Raw genomic sequence first — 19206 nt, forward strand, 5'->3', positions numbered from 1 at the left:
AATATAGAAAACTTGCGGCAACGAAAGGCTCCGCGAAAGCTATCAAGGCAGTCGCCCGAAAAATAGCTGTGATCTTTTACAACATGGTACTCAAAAAACAGGCTTATGATGCCAGCAAAGTTCAGCAGGATCCGGCTATTACGACAGCAAGGATAATCGCACGTCTGCAAAAAAATGCAGCTAAACTGGGTTATATCATACAAAAAGCAGCTTGATTATGAGCGACTTGTAAATGTGTCATTATAAGGTGGTACGACGAAGATAACCGACCGCAGGGAGCTCATTAATACCTATAAAAACAAAAACACAGCATTAATAATCCCCGAAATACAGATCGGATTTGCAGAGTTACTCTGTAAGTTGGGGATTGCTTCGTACCTCGCAATGACGGGCTTTTTACTTATTTAACAGGAATCCAAAAGCTTTCATTTTCCCCAAAGTGTCAGCAGAACAGCTTCGGACGAAAACGGGCAAAACAATGCGGGCCTGTGCGGCTGCAGGGCATAGGAAGTTTTTGCATGTGTGTGGGCCTGGCGGGCGCGGGCAAAATAATTCCAGCCCAGGTTTTGCCCGTTTTGCAGGGCAAAGGCCCTGAGCGCAAAGAAGCATTTCTGCTGACAGCCTTTTTGGTTACTTTTGTGGCGACAAAAGTAACTAGGCCCTCCCGCGGCCATGAGCGGGACGATGTTATCGTTACCACAAAGTAATTTAGCACACAAATAGCAACTCTGTACAGCATAGAGATTGCTTCGTGCCTCAATGACTTTTTTAAAAAAAAACCTTTTTGTCATCCTGAACGGAGTGAAGGATCTGCTCTCCGCCATGCTTCTTCGCCCTGTACAGTCTGCGAATAGATCCTTCACTGCGTTCAGGATGACAAACCTTTTAAGAGGACATTTCCCGTAGATACCTCCCCCCTCAAACATTACATTCCCAATAAACGTTAATAAAAACAAAATAGCAACACTATGCAATGGTTTGGCAGGCGCGAAAGCGATAACGTAGAGGATGGCCGCAGCGGCGGCGGCGGTCGCGGTTTTGCAGTGGGCGGCGGGATTGTTGGCCTTATAGCAGCTGCAATTTATTTTTTTACCGGGGTTGATCCCTCCAAGCTGCTTAACCAGGTGGGCAGCAACAGTCAGCCCCAAACCGAACAGGTAGACGGTACCCACCCTACCGATAGCGCCGGCAAATTTGTAGCCGTAGTGCTGGCCGATACCGAAGACATCTGGACCAAACTTTTTACTGATATGGGCAAAACCTACGAAAAGCCCCGGTTGAGGCTTTTCCGCGATGGTGTACAATCGGGCTGTGGCAATGCAAGCTCGGCAAGCGGTCCGTTTTATTGCCCTGAGGATGCCAGGGTATATATCGACCTTTCTTTTTACGACGAACTCAAGAACCGCTTCGGTGCCGCGGGCGACTTTGCCCAGGCCTACGTAATAGCGCATGAGGTGGGTCATCATGTACAAAACCTGCTGGGCGTTACCGCCAAAGTCGACCGCGCCCGCAACCGCCTGAGCGAAAGCGAATACAACAAGCTCTCGGTAAAACTCGAACTCCAGGCCGACTTTTACGCCGGCGTATGGGCCCACTACGAACAAAGCATGAAAAAAGTGCTCGACCCCGGCGACATCGAAGAAGCCCTCAACGCCGCCAACGCCATCGGCGACGACCGCCTGCAACAGCAAACTCAGGGCCGTGTAGAACCCGACAGCTTTACCCACGGCACCAGCGCCCAACGCGTATACTGGTTTAAAAAAGGCTACGAAACCGGCGACGTAAACCAGGGAAATACCTTTGCGGATGACAGGTATGCTGTGTTGGTTAATTAGTCATTGGTCATTGGTCATTGGTGGGATGGCGGGTTTATTGTTGATGTGTTGCCTCCATTTATTGGCGCACCTCCACAACGTCATATGATTGGTAAAATCCGGGCACTCTGAGGGGAAAATGACTTTTTAAAGCGATTTGTCATCCTGAACGCAGTGAAGGATCTATTCGCATACTGTACAGGACGACGAGACATGGCGAATAATAGATGCTTCACTACGTTCAGCATGACAAAAGGTTTTTTTGTAAATACGTCATTGCTGGGTACAAAGCAATCTCTATGTTACACAGAGCAACCATGCAAAAGTCCTTTGTCCGAACGTCCTTTGTCCAAAAATCCCTCATCCAAAAATCCTTCGTCTTGCTACTTGATACTAACTACTTGTTACTAAAAAATCATATCTTAGTATAGTAAAACCTAAAACCGATATGTCGTTAAAAGAAGAAAACACAGCGTTCATGCATCGTTGGTATAACGAAGTTTGGAACAACAGCAACGAAGACCTTATCGACGAAATGTTCCACCCCGAATGCCGCGCATTAGGATTGGGCGAGGAACCCGTTATTGGCTCCGAAGGATTTAAAGAAGTGTATCGCTTTTTTAATGCAAATTATGATAATATACATATCAATGTCGACGAGGTATTTGTTGACGGCGACTATGCAACCACTATTTGCACCTTCACCGCTAATTATAAACCAACCAATGCCCCGGTTAAATTTTGCGGCACATCAATAACCCACATCGTAAACCAACAAATTACAGATGCCTGGAACTTTTTCGACTTTTTGACGCTAAATGTGCAGATTGGAAAAATAAGCAAGGAGCAATTAGTATAACTGGCATTTGTTATGTCGAGGATTTACTTAATTTCAAGAAATAGTTTCTAAGAAGATGTCACATTTCTACCTCACTACCGATCAACCAACAACCTGCCCCATCTGCGGAGCGAGAACAGATATAGTATCCAACTTTTTGCATACTATTCTTCAACTATCCATAAACGAATGTTTAAATGCCCAATGTAAACACGTATTTTTCGAGGTAGAAGATAAAACCAGTGATTAAAGTAACCTGCGCTCTTATAATAGACCTTCAATCCCGCATTCTGGCCGCCCAACGAAGCCAAGTTATGAGTCTGCCTTTAAAATGGGAGTTTCCCGGTGGTAAAATAGAACCCAATGAAACACCCGAAGATTGCTTGATCAGGGAAATTAAAGAAGAACTGCATGTTGAAATTAAAATTATAAAAGCCCTACCACCTAATACCCATATCTATCCTAAAATAACAATTGAACTCATCCCTTTTATTTGCGAGCATATTAGTGGCGAAATAATATTAAAGGAACATGCTCAATATCGATGGCTGCATACAAATGAATTGTTAGCTTTGGATTGGGCAGATGCTGATGTGCCCATTGTAAAACATTACTTAAACCTTTAAAATGCCAACAGTTGAATTAGGCCTGTACGAGCAATTGATCAATAAACTTATTGCTAATAAGTTAGGGCTGTTGAGCACTGAATCTTTCTTTATTAAAAGGACCCAACTGGATAAGGAAGAAGCTGCAAGGTATTTAAGCCTGTATTTATCCGAAACCATAAAATTCGCCTTAAATGAAATTAAGGACGATGATAAAACGCTTAAGCAAATTGAACTTTCCAATAAAATTATTCAACTATTAATTGATGAATTGCCGGGTATCAGCCTTTCGGATAACCTGATTGATAATGAGGGAAAAATATTAGATGCCGTTTTCTCCAAATTGGATGCTCCTTTTGCCGATTTTAATAATCGGATTAAGGAGATCACGCCTTATACCAGACTAAGTCAAAGCGAATTATTTACGGGTAACAATGTTGGTATTTCGTTGGAAAGCGAGATAAAAAAAGAAATTCTTTCATCCGATGAAATTTGCTGGCTGGTATCCTTTATCAAATATTCGGGTATTAGGATTTTTAAAGAGGAATTAGAAGAGTTTACAAATAGTGGAAAAAGGTTAAGGATCATTACCACCTCCTATATGGGTGCAACAGATGTAAAAGCGATTGAGTTTCTGTCCAATTTAAAAAACACAGAAATTAAAGTCTCCTATAATTCGGATCATGAACGCCTGCACGCCAAGGCCTATTTGTTTTTAAGAAATACAGGATTTACTACTGGATATATAGGGTCTTCCAACATTTCAAGATCAGCCTTAACCAATGGGTTGGAGTGGAATTTGAAAGTAACATCCAAAGAAATCAACCACATTGTTGATAAGTTTAAAAAGACCTTTGAAACCTATTGGGTTGATAAAGATTTTGAGCATTATGAGTTTGGTAAAGACAAACAGAAACTTACTGCTGCTTTAAAACAACAAAGTTCATATGATAAGCAAAGCATAACCAGTTTTTTTGATTTAAAACCGTTTCCTTATCAGGAAGAAATTTTAGAAAAATTACAGTCGGAAAGAATTGTACACAACCGATTAAAGAATTTGGTTGTGGCTGCTACCGGAACGGGCAAAACGGTAATATCCTCTTTTGATTATCGGGACTTTAAAAACAACAATCCACGGGCAAGGCTTTTATTTGTTGCTCATCGTAAAGAAATATTGGAGCAAGCCCAACAAACATTTCGGCATGTATTAAAAAATGCAAACTTCGGCGAACTTTGGGTTGATGGGCAAGAACCCGACAATTATGAATTTGTATTTGCTTCGGTGCTAACCTTGGCCAATCAAATCAGTAAACTTTCGCTATCTCCTAACTTTTATGATTTTATCATCATTGATGAAGTACACCATATAGCGGCATCAAGCTATCGCCCTATCCTTGCTCAATTTACGCCTAAGGTTTTGTTAGGCTTAACAGCTACGCCAGAGCGGAGCGATGGTGAAGATATTTTAAAAGATTTTTGCGATGTAATTGCTGCCGAAATCCGATTGCCAGAGGCACTCAACAGAAAGTTGCTATCACCGTTTCAATACTTTGCCTTATCGGATAATGTTGATTTATCAAAACTATCCTGGAAAAACGGCAGGTATGAAATTAATGAATTAACAAAGCTTTATACTGAGGATGACAGGCGACTTAACGACATTATAAATAATTGCGATAAGTACCTCACCGACGTACACGATGTAAGGGCATTGGGCTTTTGTGTAAGTATGGACCATGCGCGATACATGGCCGAGAAGTTTAATATGGCCGGTTTAAAGGCAGATTATTTAACGAGCGAAAACTCGGTTAACAGGGCCGAGATCAGGGAACGGCTGCGCAATAAAGAAATCAATTACCTGTTTGTACGTGATATTTTTAACGAGGGTGTTGATATACCAGAGATTGATGCCGTGCTATTTTTACGACCGACTGAAAGCCTTACGATATTTCTACAACAATTGGGGCGAGGCCTGCGTCTTGCTCCAAACAAAGACTGCTTAACCGTTTTGGATTTTGTGGGCAACGCCCGGCCAGAGTACGACTTTGAACACAAGTTTAGAGCCTTAGTAGGCAAAACCCAAACTTCAATAATTAAAGAGATTGAAGACGAGTTTCCACATTTACCCTTAGGTTGTTCCATCGTATTAGAAAAGAAAGCCAAAGAAGTGATCCTGAGAAACATTAGGGCTGCAATTGGCTTTAACAGACGGCAGCTGATTATTAAAATACAAAACTTTAAACATCAGTCAACGCTAAAATTAACATTGCAAAACTTCATTGAGTTTCAACATATCGAACCCCAACTGATTTATAAAAAAGATAATTGGAAAAGACTTTGTGTTGAAGCTGGAGTAATTGAAAATTTCATCGAACCGAATGAAATCGAAATAACAGGTTGTATAAAAAGACTGTTAAGATGTAATTCGATCAGCTATCTGAAATTTTTACGTGCCCTAATTGAAAGTAATTTTGATATAAGTGCTTTAAATGAAGAGCAGAACCTGATGCTTTTGATGTTTCACTATGATGTTTGGCAAAAGGCTGGTCCGCAGTTAGGGTTTAAATTGTTAAAAGATAGTATCAAACAGCTTTCGAAAAATCCGGTCATGATATCGGAACTATTGGAGGCGATTAATTACCTGATTTCGAAAGTCGACTTTATCGAAAAAGATATGGATCTGGATTTTCCGCTACCGTTAAAAGTTCACAGTCGATATAACCGAAGCGAAATATTAGTCGCAATCGGTCTGCACAAATTTGATAAAGCATCATCCAACAGGGAAGGTGTCGCTGCTAATAAGGAGCTGAATATGGAGTCGTTATTTGTCACACTCAAAAAATCGGAGAAGGAATATTCACCGTCTACCTTATATGATGATTATGCCATCAACGAATATTTATTTCATTGGCAATCTCAAAATGCCACAGCGCCAGAATCGGCTAAGGGCATATCCTATATCAATCACAATACGCAAAATAAAAGGATTTTGTTATTCGTCCGCGAGCAGAATGATGATGAGTTTGGTTTTACCATGCCCTACGTATTTTTAGGCGAAGCCAATTACATCAAATCAAGCGGTTCAAAGCCTATGAACATCGAGTGGCAACTAAATGAGCCAATGCCGGCATACATCTGGAAGGAAAGTGGAAAGTTGGCTATTGGCTAAAGTTCACTTATCTCCGATTGCCCACTCCAAACCATCCCCCTAAATTGCCGTATGGCAAACATCCAATTCAATTACCTGTATCGCGATGCCGGTAACTATAAAAAGTATGGCTCGATAATCTTCGCCAACCCTGACAATATCAGCCTGGCAGAACTTTCCACTCTCATCCAATCCAAACTGGTTGACCAAACCTGGTTTTACCACAACCACTGGCATTTGCCCAATCTGCGGGAAACCTTCGATCCTGAAATTGACCCCACCTGGCATGAGTTTGAAAATGTGAGACATTCCCATGAGGCAGCGGACAGTAAAATGGAGCTATTGGCGTTTATGGAACTAATAAAAAACACGAAAGAGGTTTATTGAGGGTAAAGCTTGTAAAAACGCCGATTCCAGCATATCAGACCATTTTGCCAACGTCGGTAAAATGGTCATAATTGACCGTATCGTGGCCCGCAATTGAAAGACCTTAAGCGTTAACTCACCCGCGTGTACACAAATAAAAAAGTGCAGCCTGCACCGTTAGGTGCTACCTGTTTGTAGAAAAAGTATACCCATTAACCTTTGCCTCGTAGAGGCTACCCCCTTCAATAGCAATATTATTTACCTTGTTAATTGGGGGTTGCACCTCCGGAGCAAACTTGTTTTTATTCAAAATTGCTACAAATAGGTAGCACCTAACGGTGCATACTTATTTTTGTACACATAGTAGGCTCGGGCCTTCCTGCTAAGCAAACCATCCACGTCCAACCCACCCGGCCCCTCAGCCTCCTCCTTCGGATAATACTAATTTAACGGTAAATTATTTAAACAATAAAAGCGCGCATACACAAAATATGACTGAATGTTTTTAATATTTTGTATTTTCGGGGATTAATTTTATTAATCAGGTGTTATTATTTTTTTCCTAAATGTGGAATTGCGTGTTAACCCATTGCCGGCTTAATTAATTTAAACAATACCATGCGAACTGACGAGATTATTGCGAAAATAAATTCTTTCCTGTCTGAAGAATTTGAGGTAGATATAGATACAATTACCCCCGGCGCGGTTTTAAAAGATACCCTTGGCCTTGATAGCCTGGACTATATTGACCTTGTGGTGGTAATTGAAACCAATTTTTCGTTTAAAGTACAGCCCGAGGATTTTGCCGCTATTGTTACCTTCCAGGATTTTTACGATTACGTAGCCATTAAAGTACAGCCAAAGGAGCTTGTTTAAATGTCGTCCTGGAAAGGAAAATCTAAAGGGAAACCCTGGGGGTATTCCATTTTTCTGGCTATCTTAAAACTGGCGGGTGTTGGCCCTGCTTACTTTCTTTTAAGGTTTGTTTCCTTTTACTATGTTGTTTTTTCGTACCGGTCGTCAAAAAGTATTTATTACTATTTTCACCGGCGGCTGGGGTATTCGCGCATAAAAGCCTTGTTTAAGGTTTATCAAAACTATTACATTTTTGGCCAAAGCATTATCGATAAGGTGGTTGTAATGTCGGGCATCCCCAATAAATTCACTTTTGAGTTTGATGGCAGGCATAACCTGGATGAAATAGCCGGTATGGGTAAGGGTGGTTTGCTGTTAAGCGCCCATATAGGCAGCTGGGAAATTGCAGGCAACCTGCTTAGCACTATTGATACCCGTATTAACATTGTGATGTACGATGGCGAAGACCAGCAGATAAAGGCCTTTATGGAAAAGGTAACCGGCAAATACAGCGTTAACATCATTGTGATTAAAAACGACCTTTCGCACATCTTCAAAATAAACGAAGCTTTTCAGCATAATGAGCTGGTATGCATGCATGCCGACAGGTACCTGGAGGGCAATAAAACCATCACCAAAAATTTCCTGGGCCGGGATGCTAAATTCCCCCTGGGTCCGTTTGTTTTGGCGGCTAAATTCAAGGTCCCGGTAGCCTATGTGTTTGCCATGAAGGAAACCAGGTTTCATTATCATTTTTATGCCAGTACAATAAAGGAATATTTACATTTGGGCAAAGAAGCCGGGATGGAGCAAATGACGGGCGATTTTGTAGGAGAGATGGAAAAGTACGTGAAAAAGTACCCCGAGCAATGGTATAACTATTATAACTTTTGGCAATAAAAACAAGTTGATGAGAGGAACTGTTCAAATAAAGTGATGAAACCTGTTTTTATTGTTGCCGATAATATCCTGTCGCCGGTTGGCGATACTGCTGCCGAGAACTTTGAAAGGCTAACCCAAAATATTTCGGGCGTTAAACAACATGCAGGTGGCCACAGGTCGGATGTGCCTTTCTATGCTGCCTTATTTGATGACGACCACCGGTTTATAACAGGCGAAAATAATTATACAAAATTTGAGCAACTGCTTATCGCCTCGGTTACCGATGCTTTAAAAGATAGCGGGATTGACAGTGCCGATAAAAAAACGGTACTCATCATCTCCACCACCAAGGGCAATATCAGCCTGCTGGAAACCGCTGCCGATGACCCGGAACTAACCCACCGTATTGCGCTCACCACTTCGGCAAAATTAGTTGCCGAAAGTTTGGGTTTTGTAAACCAGCCGTTAATTGTTTCGCATGCCTGTATCTCGGGCCTGGTGGCGCTCATTACAGGTATGCGTTTACTGCAGACGGGCCAGTATGAAAACGCTGTTGTTGTAGGCGCCGATGTGATCACGAGGTTTGTGCTGTCGGGCTTTCAATCGTTCCAGGCCATAAGTCCCGAACCCTGCAAGCCATTTGATGCCCTGCGCAATGGTATTAACTTAGGCGAAGGCGCGGGTACGGTTATCCTGTCATCAAACCTCAGATATGCCGATGGTATAAAACTGGCGGGTGGTTCTATCAGCAATGATGCCAACCATATCTCGGGCCCATCCAAAACCGGCGAAGAACTTTTTTACGCGATAGAAGCCGCTTTAAAAAGCGCGGACGTTAAGGCTGATGCTATCGACTTTATATCGGCCCACGGCACCGCAACCCTTTATAACGACGAGATGGAAGCAAAGGCAATAAACCTGGCGGGGATGCAGGCTATCCCGGTTAATAGTTTAAAAGGATATTACGGGCATACCTTAGGTGCATCGGGTATTATTGAAACCATTATAGCCGCCCACTCTTTAAAACAAAATGTAATTATCCCCACAAAAGGGTTTAGTCAACCGGGGGTAAGCCAGCCCATTAATGTTGCCGCCGAATTGCAGTATTTGACTTTAACCAACTGCCTTAAAACGGCATCGGGTTTTGGGGGATGCAACGCGGCAATTGTACTTACTAAATAAAAGCTGAAAGCAAAATGCATAAAGCCGAAAGCAATTAAATATAAATAGCAACAAATATTGATAGCGAGCCAACATATCACTTCTCGTTGCGTAATCAGCCATAATGTTGTTTACAGCAATGGCAAGCCTTTGTTTGAAAACAAGGAAACGGACGCTACTGCTTTTCTGCTTTCGGTTTACCAGTTTTTGGAGGTAAAGTATCCTAAGTTTTACAAAATGGATAACCTATCAAAAATGGGTTTGCTGGCTGCCGAAGTTTTATTGAAAAATAAGCCAATCGATGGGCTGTATAAGGAAAATGAAACCGGTATTGTATTAAGCAATGCCAACTCCAGCCTGGATGCCGATATTAAATATTATGAAGGGGCTAAAACTGTTGCCAGTCCGGCGCTGTTTGTTTACACATTGCCTAATATTGTTATCGGCGAGATCAGCATAAAAAACAAGTTTAAGGGCGAGAACGCTTTCTTTGTTTTTGACACTTTCGATGCTGCGTTTATAGCGCAGTACGTAGCATATTTGCTAAATAATAATATATTGCAGGCATGCATCTGCGGCTGGGTCGACCTGCTGAAGGAAGATTACAAGGCCGTTTTGTACCTGGTAGAAAAACGGGAAAACGATACATCGGTACCGTTTACTGCAGAAAACTTAAACAAAATTTACCTGTCGGATACAGAAAAAACCGGCGAAGATATTGGGAGCATAAAATGAGTAAAACTGTTTTTGTAGCGGGCGTAGGCGTAATTTCGGGCATTGGCAACAATACCGCCGAATGCCTCAGCGCGCTCCAAAACAGCCAGGCAGGTATCGAAAAAATCAGGTACCTGGAAACTGCTCACAAAGATGATTTCCCGGTTGCCGAGGTTAAACTAAGCAATGATGAACTGGCGAAGCTATCGGGCTTTGGTCCGGGTATGAGCCGCACGGCTATGCTGAGTTTAATAGCTGCAAGAGAAGCATTGGCTAACGCGGGGATTGAAAATTTTGCGTCTTTACGTACAGGCTTTATATCGGCCAATACCGTTGGCGGCATGGATAAAACCGAAGACTTTTTTGTTCAGTTTATGGCTAACCCCAAAGCCGGCCGCTTAAGGAACGTAGTTAACCACGAATGCGGCAAGGTTACCGAACTTGTGGCCGATGAGCTGGGGATAAAAAACTATGTAAGCACCATCAGTACTGCATGCTCATCATCGGCAAACGCCATTATGTATGGCGCAAGGCTTATCAAAAATAATATACTGGATGTGGTTATTGCCGGCGGCACTGATGCTCTTACCCGTTTCACGCTGAACGGTTTTAACACCCTCATGATACTCGATAACCAATATTGCCAGCCCTTTGATGCCAACAGGAGGGGATTGAACCTTGGGGAGGGTGCGGGATATATCACTTTGGTATCTGAACGGGTTGCGGCGAGGCTTCAAACGGATCTGTACGGAACCCTAAGCGGCTATTGCAATGCCAACGACGCTTACCACCAAACGGCTTCATCGCCCGACGGAACGGGCTCCTTTATGGCCATGCAGGGCGCTTTAAAAATGAGCGGTTTAAAACCCCGGGATATCGGCTACATTAACCTGCATGGCACCGGCACACAAAACAATGATAACTCCGAAGGGACAGCCATAAAACGGCTGTTTGAGCCGCATTACCCTAAAATGAGCTCTACCAAATCGTTCACCGGGCATACGCTTGGCGCATGCGCAGGTATCGAGGCGGTATTTTCGGCCTTATCGGTTCAGCAGGGATTGATCTATCCAAACCTGCGCTTTGAAACCCAAATAGCCGATCTGCCTTTTGTACCCGAAACCAGCTATAGTAAACAGCCGGATTTAAAACATGTGCTCTCCAACTCCTTTGGCTTTGGCGGTAATTGTTCATCACTGATATTTTCAAAATTGCTGGATTGATATGTATATACGTGCAACAGGAAATATATCGCCCCAAAAAACATTCGGAAACGTACCGTTCCTGGCCGAGGTTGTTGCTTATGAGGGTAACCGCTTAAGCTGCATTACACCCGATTACAAAGAGCTCATCGATCCAAAACTCATCCGCCGCATGAGCAGGGTGATTAAAATGGGGGTTGCATCGGCGATGGCTTGTTTAAAGGAGGCCGGACTAACCTCGCCGGATGCCATCATTACCGGCACCGCTTATGGCTGCCTGGAAGATACAGGCGTGTTCCTGAGCAAAATGGTTGAGCGGGAAGAAGAGCTGCTTACACCTACATCGTTCATACAATCAACCCATAACACTATTGGTGCGCAGGTAGCGCTGCTGCTGCACTGCCACGAGTATAATAATACCTTTGTAAACGGCGGTTCATCTTTTGAGTGTTCGCTGTTAGATGGGCAAATGCTGTTGCAGGAGGGCGGGGCTAAAAATGTACTGGTTGGGGGTATTGATGAAATTACGGATATCAGCCATGGGATATTAAGCCGGTTTGGCCTGTATAAACAAGGCCCGGTTAGCAATCTTGATCTATACAAATCAACCTCAAAAGGAACCATTGCCGGCGAGGGCTCCACATTTTTCCTGCTCACGAGTGAGGCCTCAGGTAATGATCTTGCGAAGCTGGATGCTATAGCTACCTTTTATAAACCAGGCAGTTTTGCAGTAATTGAACAACAGGTGGCAGCTTTTTTATCGGCACAAAATATCAGTATCGATGATATCGACGTCATCATAACCGGCAAAAACGGGGATGTTAAAAATGATGCAGTGTACAATCATTTAGGTGAAACCCTGTTTAATAAAAACACAGTTTTCAACTACAAGCATTTGTGTGGTGAGTATCCAACATCTTCGGCGTTTGCTTTATGGTATGCTGCCCAAATCATCAAAACAAATAGCGTACCGGGAACAGAGCACACGGCTCCGGTAAAAAAGGCGCTCATTTACAACCACTACCAAAACAGCTATCATTCCCTAATGTTGCTATCGGCGTGCTGACATTCAAAAACACCAATATTGCATTGATTGTCCTGCTGGCTTTAACCATTTGGGCTGATAAAATGTATGGTATAAGCTGGCTGGTGTATGTTGCCATCATATTTATTTATGCGCTCATTGTCGCTTCCGGCTGTTATTTTGTAAACTCCGGTTTTTTTATGCCGATGTACTGCTCGGCAAAAACTACCGAAAAGGTAATAGCAATTACTTTTGACGATGGCCCGGTTGCGGATGGGACACCCGAGGTTTTACAGATATTAAAAGAGGCCAATGTTGAAGCAGCTTTTTTTTGCATTGGTAGCCGGATGGCGGGTAATGAAGAGATCATTAAACAGCTGGATGCCGAAGGCCACATTATAGGTAACCATAGCTTTACACATGCTATGCTGTTTGATATGTTCCCGGCAAAACGGATGTTAGCAGAGATGCAGCAGATGGACAGTGATCTGTACCGGATTATCGGCAAAAAGCCAAAGCTATTTCGCCCGCCTTTTGGCGTAATGAACCCTAATTTGAAAAACGCAATAGTTAAAGGCGGGTATGCCCCTATTGGCTGGAATGTACGCTCCTATGATACCATGAGTAAAGATGCTGATAAGTTACTTGAAAAAGTAAGTGCTGCAACCAAGCCGGGAGCTATATTCCTGTTTCATGATACCTGTAAAAACACCATCACTATGCTGCCCCGGTTTATTGAATTTGCCCAATCAAAGGGGTATAAAATTGTACGGGTAGATAAAATGCTGGGCCTGCAGGCGTATGCCTCCCGGGGGTAACAATTTATTTCTTTTACTGATTATAAATAAACAGGTGTAATTATACTTATTCCCAGTTTTCCTGCAATTATAGATTTGGTGGCCATTCTATAAAACAGCGAATGATCAACAACTCCGGGAATTAATTTTAGTTGTGTGTTCATTTTTTTTGGCTCTATGAGGGTGGCAAAATGTATATCAGCCAGCAAATTGCCATTTTCTGATATAACGGCGCCATCCTTTTGGTTACTCATGCGTAATTTTACAATAACGCCGGGGTAAGCCAATTTCAACCGGTGAAGAACCACCTGTAAAGCCTGTGGTAATATTTCAATTACAACAGGATAAGTATTATCAAGCTTGTTCGCAAACTTCCCTTCATCTCCCATTAAAATAAATTCATCGGCCATTGAAGCAAGTATTTTTTCGGTGGTATGGATCCCGCCTCCACTTTTTAAGGCATTAAGTTCGGTGTCGAACTGATCGCAGCCATCAAAATATATATCTACATGCTTTAATAGTGAAGGGGATTGCACCCTCAACCCATTGTCCAACAATGCAGTTGTTGTTTTGAAAGATGATGAGGTAAAAATAAGCGAGTCGGCCAGGTCTTTTTTCTGGCATATCAGATTTATTAAGTGTGAAACCGTTGTACCGGCTCCTAAGCCAATGGTTTGTCCTGCCTGTATAAATTCCATAGCTGCTTTTGCAGCCTCAACTTTGTAATCGGTCATGATTTTTAATATAGCTTGTTAAATTAAACAAGCTCCCGCAATTAAAGTAATTCTGCCGGTAAAAATAAGTTTATTGGGTATGATGAAAGAAAACAGGGCCGCTAATAAATCGATTAGCTGTTTACAGCAAGGGATTGCTAAAATGCATTTTATTTTCGGCAAAATCACATAAGCCGCCCAGCAGCGAGCTAAGTTCTGCTCCTTTTGGGGCCAGTGTATATTCGGTTTTTGGAGGATTTGCCGGGATATAGCTTTTGTGTATGAGCTCATGTTGTTCCAAAAACTTTAGCCTGTCGGCAAGTATATGATCGCTGATGTGCTCTAAATCTTCCTTTAAGGCGGTAAAACGCGAGTTACCCTCCTCTATACTGAAAAGCACCTCGGTCATCCACCTTTTACTTAATAAATTGATAAGTTCATTTAGCGCACATTTCTCTTCCAGGAATGATTGATTATAAAAATTGGTCGAACTAAGTTTTCTTCCTGACATGCTAACTTTTTAATTAGGAGCTAATTACTTGATAAGATATTGAAACAAAACGTCATTTATTGTTCCTTTGAGATCTTGTTATATATATATCTACTAAGTACGAAAATCTAAATGATTTTATTGTACACACAAAATGAAAAATAATTTAAATAAAGAACAATTATGAAATACCGCAAGTTAGCAAACACAGACCTATGGCTTTCTGAAGTAACTTTTGGTGCATGGGCTGCCGGTGGATGGATGTGGGGAGGTACCGAGCGTAAGGAGGCTATTGATGCAATCAGGGCATCGTATTCACTTGGTGTTACCTCTATTGATACAGCCCCCATTTATGGGCAGGGCGCAAGCGAAGATATTGTTGGGGAAGCAATCAAAGGCTTACCTCGTGAAAGTTTCCAGCTATTAACAAAATATGGCATGCGCTGGGATCTTAAAAAGGGAGATTTTGCCTTCCATAGTAAAAAGAATAACGGAGATGATATCGACATTTACAAGTATGCCGGGAAGGAAAGTATTATTAAAGAATGTGAAGAAAGCTTAAAAAGATTAGGTACAGATTATATAGACCTGTACCAGATTCACTGGCCTGATACAACTACCCCAATTTCTGAAAGTATGGAAGCCGTTGAGAGGTTAATTGAACAGGGAAAAGTGCGTTATGCCGGGGTTTGCAATTACAACGCCGCCCAAATGGCCGAAGCCGAAAAGTATATCAACCTTGCATCAAACCAGGTGCCGTATAGCATGGTTAAACGTGCCATTGAAGATGAATTGGTGCCTTACTGCCTGCGCAATCAAAAATCTATTTTAGCTTATAGCCCATTGGAGCGTGGGCTTTTGACCGGTAAAATAAAACCGGGATACCAGTTTGCCAGCGGGGATCACAGAAAAGAAGTATCTTTTTTTAAAGATGAAAATATACAGAGAACGGATGATTTCCTGAACCTGATAAAGCCAATTGCTGCAGAAAAGCAAATTAAACTAAGTCAGTTGGTTATTTTATGGACCTTGCAACAGCCCGGGATCACAATTGCCCTGGTAGGAGCCAGGAATAGCGAACAGGCTATTGAAAACGCCCGTGCATTGGACACTGAACTGACTGAAGACGAATTGGCAATAATTTCAGGATACCTTAATCAACTGGAGCTGGTATCTTAATTTAAGATAGAGCCGCATTTTTTGCCAATTAGATTTAGTAAAACTAATATTGCTTTATTACACTTTGTTAAGTCAGCAGTACTAAGTGGTAAGTCATAAGCCGAATTTGTTCTTTTTTTGACTTAGAACTTAAGACTTTCGACAAAAGACAAGCGTCGGTACACTGTTGACACTACACTAACCGATTTATTAGTTAATGAAGGCTTTTTACTGATGTAGCGAAAAGTTAATTTTACCTTGAAAATTCAATCTGTCATGAATAAAAAAATAATTATCGCCTTTTGCCTTTGCATTACTGCCGTCGGTATGCTGCAGTCATTCAAGGTTGAAAAAAAAGGCTCTGTAATACATAAAAGCGGGGCAGTGAATGCCGGTTTAAAACTACCGGCCAACTTTAATGCCAGCATAATTGCTGATAATTTAGGTAATGCCAGGCACCTTGCTCTTACCCCACAGGGAGATATTTATGTGCATCTTGGAGGGCTTAAAAACGGGAAAGGTATTGTTGTATTGCATGATAATGGCGATAAGGCCGACATAAAAATAAGCTTTGGCTCTTTTAGCGGCACAGGCATCCGTATTAAAAGCGGATACCTGTACGCATCTTCTGACCGCGATGTTTATCGTTACAAATTAAACGGCAACAACGAAGTTACCGATCCGGAACACCCGGAAAAAATAGTTGGTAACCTGGTTACTAAAAGGGGACACAGAGCTAAGGCAATTGCATTGGATGATAACGGGAATCTATATGTAAACATAGGTGCCTATTCAAATATTTGCAGCGAGCTTGATCCGGAGAAAAAAGGATGCCCGATTTTAGATTCGGCTGGCGGCATCTGGAAGTTTAAAGCCGACCGGTTAAACCAAAAACAAAGTGATGGTGTACGTTTTGCAACCGGCTTACGCAATGTTGTAGGGTTGGATTGGAACCAGCAGAACAACCAGCTTTTTGTAATGCAGCATGGCCGTGATGCTTTGCATGACCTTTTTCCTAAGCTTTATACGGTTCATCAATCGGCTATTTTACCGGCCGAGTGTATGTATGCCCTGAAAGAAGGCGACGACGCGGGGTGGCCGTACATGTATTACGATGACGTAAAGCATAAAAAAATACAAGGACCTGAATATGGGGGCGACGGCGAAAAGGAAGCAGATGCTAAATACATAGATCCTGTAGCGGCTTACCCCGGTCATCTTGCACCTAATGGTTTGCTGTTTTACACCGGCAACCAGTTTCCCGAAAAATATAAAAATGGCGCTTTCATAGCATTCCACGGATCATGGAACAGGGCGCCCGAGCCCCAGGCCGGATATTTTGTGGTTTTTCAACCATTTAAAAATGGGAAGCCCGATGGACAATGGGAAGTATTTGCTGATGGGTTTGCGGGCACTAAGGAACAGGAAGCTGCCGGCAGAGCTGAACACCGCCCATGCGGCCTGGCACAAGGCCCCGAGGGATCATTATATGTAAGCGATGATTCAAAAGGAACGATTTACAAAATCACTTATAAAAAATAAATAATGAAGATTAAAATAGTTGGCTTATTACTGGCGTTATTCACCTTGTCCTCAACTCTTTTGCAGGCACAGGTAAAAAAGCCACAGCGCCGTTCAGCTTCTGCAACTTCTGTTTTGCGTGGGAAAATTGTATACACAAGTATTTGCCTGCCCTGCCATATGGCCGATGGTGGAGGGGTACAAAACATGAATCCGCCTTTAACTAAAACAACCTATGTGCTGGGGGATAAAGCTGCATTGATAAAAATTGTATTAAATGGGTTTAACGAAGATGTAGAGATAAACGGAAACACCTATTCAAATACAATGGCATCTCATGCTGATTTAAAAGATCGGCAAATTGCTGATGTGCTCACATACGTAAGGAGCAGTTTTGGTAATAAGGCAAGCGCTGTAAAGGTTGGCGAAGTAACAAAAGTAAGAGCGGCACTTAAAAGCCATTAGCAGCAAGGTGGCGCCCGTTTTTGAGCTAAAAAAACTTTCTAATCGCCAATAGCGCAAATAAAATAAAACTTACCCTGTCTGCAACGAATTGGCTTGTATAGCAGTCTTCTATATAAACCAATTTAAAGCATATGAAAAAGTATTTATTATTGTTTTTCCTTGCCGGCCAAACGGTGGCTGCTTTAGCACAGGATAATGAAGACAGAACACCATATCTTACAAAATCATTGGCAAACGATGCTATCAATAGCGTAATTGTAAACACATCGGCAGGTGGAATTATAGTGAGCGGCCGAAGCGGCGAGACACCCAGGGTTGAAGTTTACATCAGGGGGAATAACGGTCGTGAGCTATCAAAAGATGAGATCAAAAAACGGTTGGATGAGGATTACGACCTGAGTGTTGCTGTTGCCGGGCATGAAGTGCGCGCTATCKCAAAAAACAAGCACGAAAATTTTAACTGGAAAAAATCGATCAGTATTTCGTTTAAAATATACGTACCAACACAAACAGCTACAGATCTTAAAACCAGCGGCGGGGGCATAATTCTTGATAATTTAAAAGGGAACGAAACCTTTACTACCAGCGGCGGGGGATTACAGGTTGACAAGCTTTACGGAACTATTCGCGGCACCACATCAGGTGGCGGTATAATTGTATCCAATTCGGGCGATAATATTAACCTTCAAACCAGCGGTGGCGGCATTATTGCAAAAAACTGCACCGGTAAAATAAGACTTGAAACCAGTGGCGGCGGATTACGCCTCGAAAATTTAAAGGGAACCATCAACGCGCACACCAGCGGTGGCGGGGTTGATGGTACTAATATTGAAGGCGAATTAATCACCGGTACATCTGGCGGAGGAATTGACCTTAAACAAATGAATTGCAGCTTAAACGCCTCTACCAGTGCCGGGAGCCTACATGCGCAAATGAATAAGGTAGGTAAATACCTGAAACTGGACGTAAGCTCTGGCAATATCGACCTGGAACTACCATCAAAACAAGGGTTGGATCTTGATATCAGAGGTGACGCCATCGGCCAGCATCAATCCCGGATAAGTAACTTTAACGGCCAGTGGGAAAAAGACCATATAAAGGGAAGTGTAAATGGGGGCGGTATACCCGTAAGTGCAGATGCCTCCAGTGGAAGTATTAGTTTAAGGTTCAATTAAACAAGCAAATTCAAATCAATATAGCCAAAGCCTCAGATCGACAGATTCCGGGGCTTTTTGTTTTTTAATGTATTAATAAAAATTAGGTTCTTTTAAATAAAACTGTTTCATTGCAGGAGTAATAAATACGCTGCTTTTCTTAATAAATAATCCTATTTTATATTGCATGTATAATATTTTATTGCAATTTTTGTTTCTTAATCATTAAAAAATATTACAGGAGCAATACCATGAAAAAATTTAGCTATGTTTTAATGCTGATAGGGATTACTATCATT

The 19206-nt window shown here is 42.2% G+C and carries 19 protein-coding genes and 1 pseudogene; 17 read left to right on the forward strand and 3 right to left on the reverse strand.

The genetic code is table 11. The features are described from left to right. Positions 1-215, forward strand: a pseudogene (locus AC1DPZ_RS08510) (IS110 family transposase); the annotation flags it as partial. Between the two features lie 210 nt (positions 216-425). Here the strand turns inward: AC1DPZ_RS08510 and AC1DPZ_RS08515 are convergent. Continuing rightward, positions 426-719, reverse strand: coding sequence for a hypothetical protein (locus AC1DPZ_RS08515; RefSeq protein WP_477402557.1), 294 nt, complete (start codon positions 717-719; stop codon positions 426-428). Between the two features lie 249 nt (positions 720-968). Here AC1DPZ_RS08515 and ypfJ point away from each other — a divergent pair, with 249 nt between their 5' ends. From ypfJ to AC1DPZ_RS08575, 12 genes are all read left to right on the forward strand, one after another. After that, positions 969-1835 (forward strand): KPN_02809 family neutral zinc metallopeptidase, encoded by an 867-nt coding sequence (ypfJ, locus tag AC1DPZ_RS08520; protein WP_477402558.1) that lies wholly within the window; start codon positions 969-971, stop codon positions 1833-1835. Between the two features lie 427 nt (positions 1836-2262). Beyond that, positions 2263-2673: an ester cyclase gene (locus tag AC1DPZ_RS08525; RefSeq protein WP_477402559.1), complete on the forward strand. Its 411-nt coding sequence runs from the start codon at positions 2263-2265 to the stop codon at positions 2671-2673. A gap of 221 nt (positions 2674-2894) precedes the next feature. Continuing rightward, on the forward strand, positions 2895-3278 hold the full coding sequence (locus tag AC1DPZ_RS08530) for a (deoxy)nucleoside triphosphate pyrophosphohydrolase (RefSeq protein ID WP_477402560.1): 384 nt from the start codon (positions 2895-2897) through the stop codon (positions 3276-3278). A gap of 1 nt (position 3279) precedes the next feature. After that, complete coding sequence (locus AC1DPZ_RS08535) at positions 3280-6426, forward strand: DEAD/DEAH box helicase (RefSeq protein ID WP_477402561.1); 3147 nt, start codon at positions 3280-3282, stop codon at positions 6424-6426. Between the two features lie 51 nt (positions 6427-6477). Next, positions 6478-6792 (forward strand): hypothetical protein, encoded by a 315-nt coding sequence (locus AC1DPZ_RS08540; protein ID WP_477402562.1) that lies wholly within the window; start codon positions 6478-6480, stop codon positions 6790-6792. 597 nt (positions 6793-7389) lie between these two features. Beyond that, positions 7390-7647 carry an acyl carrier protein gene (locus AC1DPZ_RS08545; RefSeq protein ID WP_477402563.1) on the forward strand — a complete coding sequence of 86 codons (258 nt, stop codon included), beginning with the start codon at positions 7390-7392 and terminating at the stop codon, positions 7645-7647. Continuing rightward, positions 7648-8526 (forward strand): LpxL/LpxP family acyltransferase, encoded by an 879-nt coding sequence (locus AC1DPZ_RS08550; protein WP_477402564.1) that lies wholly within the window; start codon positions 7648-7650, stop codon positions 8524-8526. A gap of 36 nt (positions 8527-8562) precedes the next feature. Continuing rightward, complete coding sequence (locus tag AC1DPZ_RS08555) at positions 8563-9690, forward strand: beta-ketoacyl synthase N-terminal-like domain-containing protein (protein ID WP_477402565.1); 1128 nt, start codon at positions 8563-8565, stop codon at positions 9688-9690. A gap of 57 nt (positions 9691-9747) precedes the next feature. After that, entirely contained in the window at positions 9748-10404 is a 657-nt protein-coding gene (locus AC1DPZ_RS08560; RefSeq protein ID WP_477402566.1) for a hypothetical protein, read from the forward strand. Continuing rightward, positions 10401-11606 (forward strand): beta-ketoacyl-[acyl-carrier-protein] synthase family protein, encoded by a 1206-nt coding sequence (locus tag AC1DPZ_RS08565; RefSeq protein ID WP_477402567.1) that lies wholly within the window; start codon positions 10401-10403, stop codon positions 11604-11606. Before AC1DPZ_RS08560 ends, AC1DPZ_RS08565 begins: the two co-directional genes overlap by 4 nt. Position 11607: 1 nt before the next feature. Beyond that, complete coding sequence (locus tag AC1DPZ_RS08570; RefSeq protein WP_477402568.1) at positions 11608-12651, forward strand: beta-ketoacyl synthase chain length factor; 1044 nt, start codon at positions 11608-11610, stop codon at positions 12649-12651. Next, a complete protein-coding gene (locus AC1DPZ_RS08575; protein WP_477402569.1) occupies positions 12645-13427 on the forward strand; it encodes a polysaccharide deacetylase family protein in 783 nt (260 codons plus the stop codon). Before AC1DPZ_RS08570 ends, AC1DPZ_RS08575 begins: the two co-directional genes overlap by 7 nt. Positions 13428-13447: 20 nt before the next feature. Here AC1DPZ_RS08575 and rpiA read toward each other — a convergent pair whose 3' ends face one another. Together rpiA and AC1DPZ_RS08585 are read right to left on the reverse strand one after the other, a co-directional pair. Further along, complete coding sequence (rpiA, locus tag AC1DPZ_RS08580) at positions 13448-14140, reverse strand: ribose 5-phosphate isomerase A (protein ID WP_477402570.1); 693 nt, start codon at positions 14138-14140, stop codon at positions 13448-13450. A 121-nt stretch (positions 14141-14261) separates the two neighbouring features. Then, complete coding sequence (locus tag AC1DPZ_RS08585) at positions 14262-14630, reverse strand: winged helix-turn-helix transcriptional regulator (RefSeq protein WP_477402571.1); 369 nt, start codon at positions 14628-14630, stop codon at positions 14262-14264. A gap of 162 nt (positions 14631-14792) precedes the next feature. Between AC1DPZ_RS08585 and AC1DPZ_RS08590 the strand changes: the two genes are divergently transcribed. From AC1DPZ_RS08590 to AC1DPZ_RS08605, 4 genes are all read left to right on the forward strand, one after another. Then, positions 14793-15788, forward strand: coding sequence for an aldo/keto reductase (locus tag AC1DPZ_RS08590; protein ID WP_477402572.1), 996 nt, complete (start codon positions 14793-14795; stop codon positions 15786-15788). 255 nt (positions 15789-16043) lie between these two features. Continuing rightward, the gene (locus AC1DPZ_RS08595; RefSeq protein WP_477402573.1) at positions 16044-17309 is read left to right on the forward strand and encodes a PQQ-dependent sugar dehydrogenase; all 1266 of its coding nucleotides are present in this window, start codon (positions 16044-16046) and stop codon (positions 17307-17309) included. Positions 17310-17312: 3 nt separating this feature from the next. Further along, on the forward strand, positions 17313-17753 hold the full coding sequence (locus tag AC1DPZ_RS08600; RefSeq protein ID WP_477402574.1) for a c-type cytochrome: 441 nt from the start codon (positions 17313-17315) through the stop codon (positions 17751-17753). Between the two features lie 131 nt (positions 17754-17884). Continuing rightward, positions 17885-18928: a DUF4097 family beta strand repeat-containing protein gene (locus AC1DPZ_RS08605; protein WP_477402575.1), complete on the forward strand. Its 1044-nt coding sequence runs from the start codon at positions 17885-17887 to the stop codon at positions 18926-18928. The last annotated feature ends 278 nt before the right edge of the window (positions 18929-19206 follow it).

It is taken from the genome of Mucilaginibacter sp. P4_G9 (genome assembly GCF_056400985.1).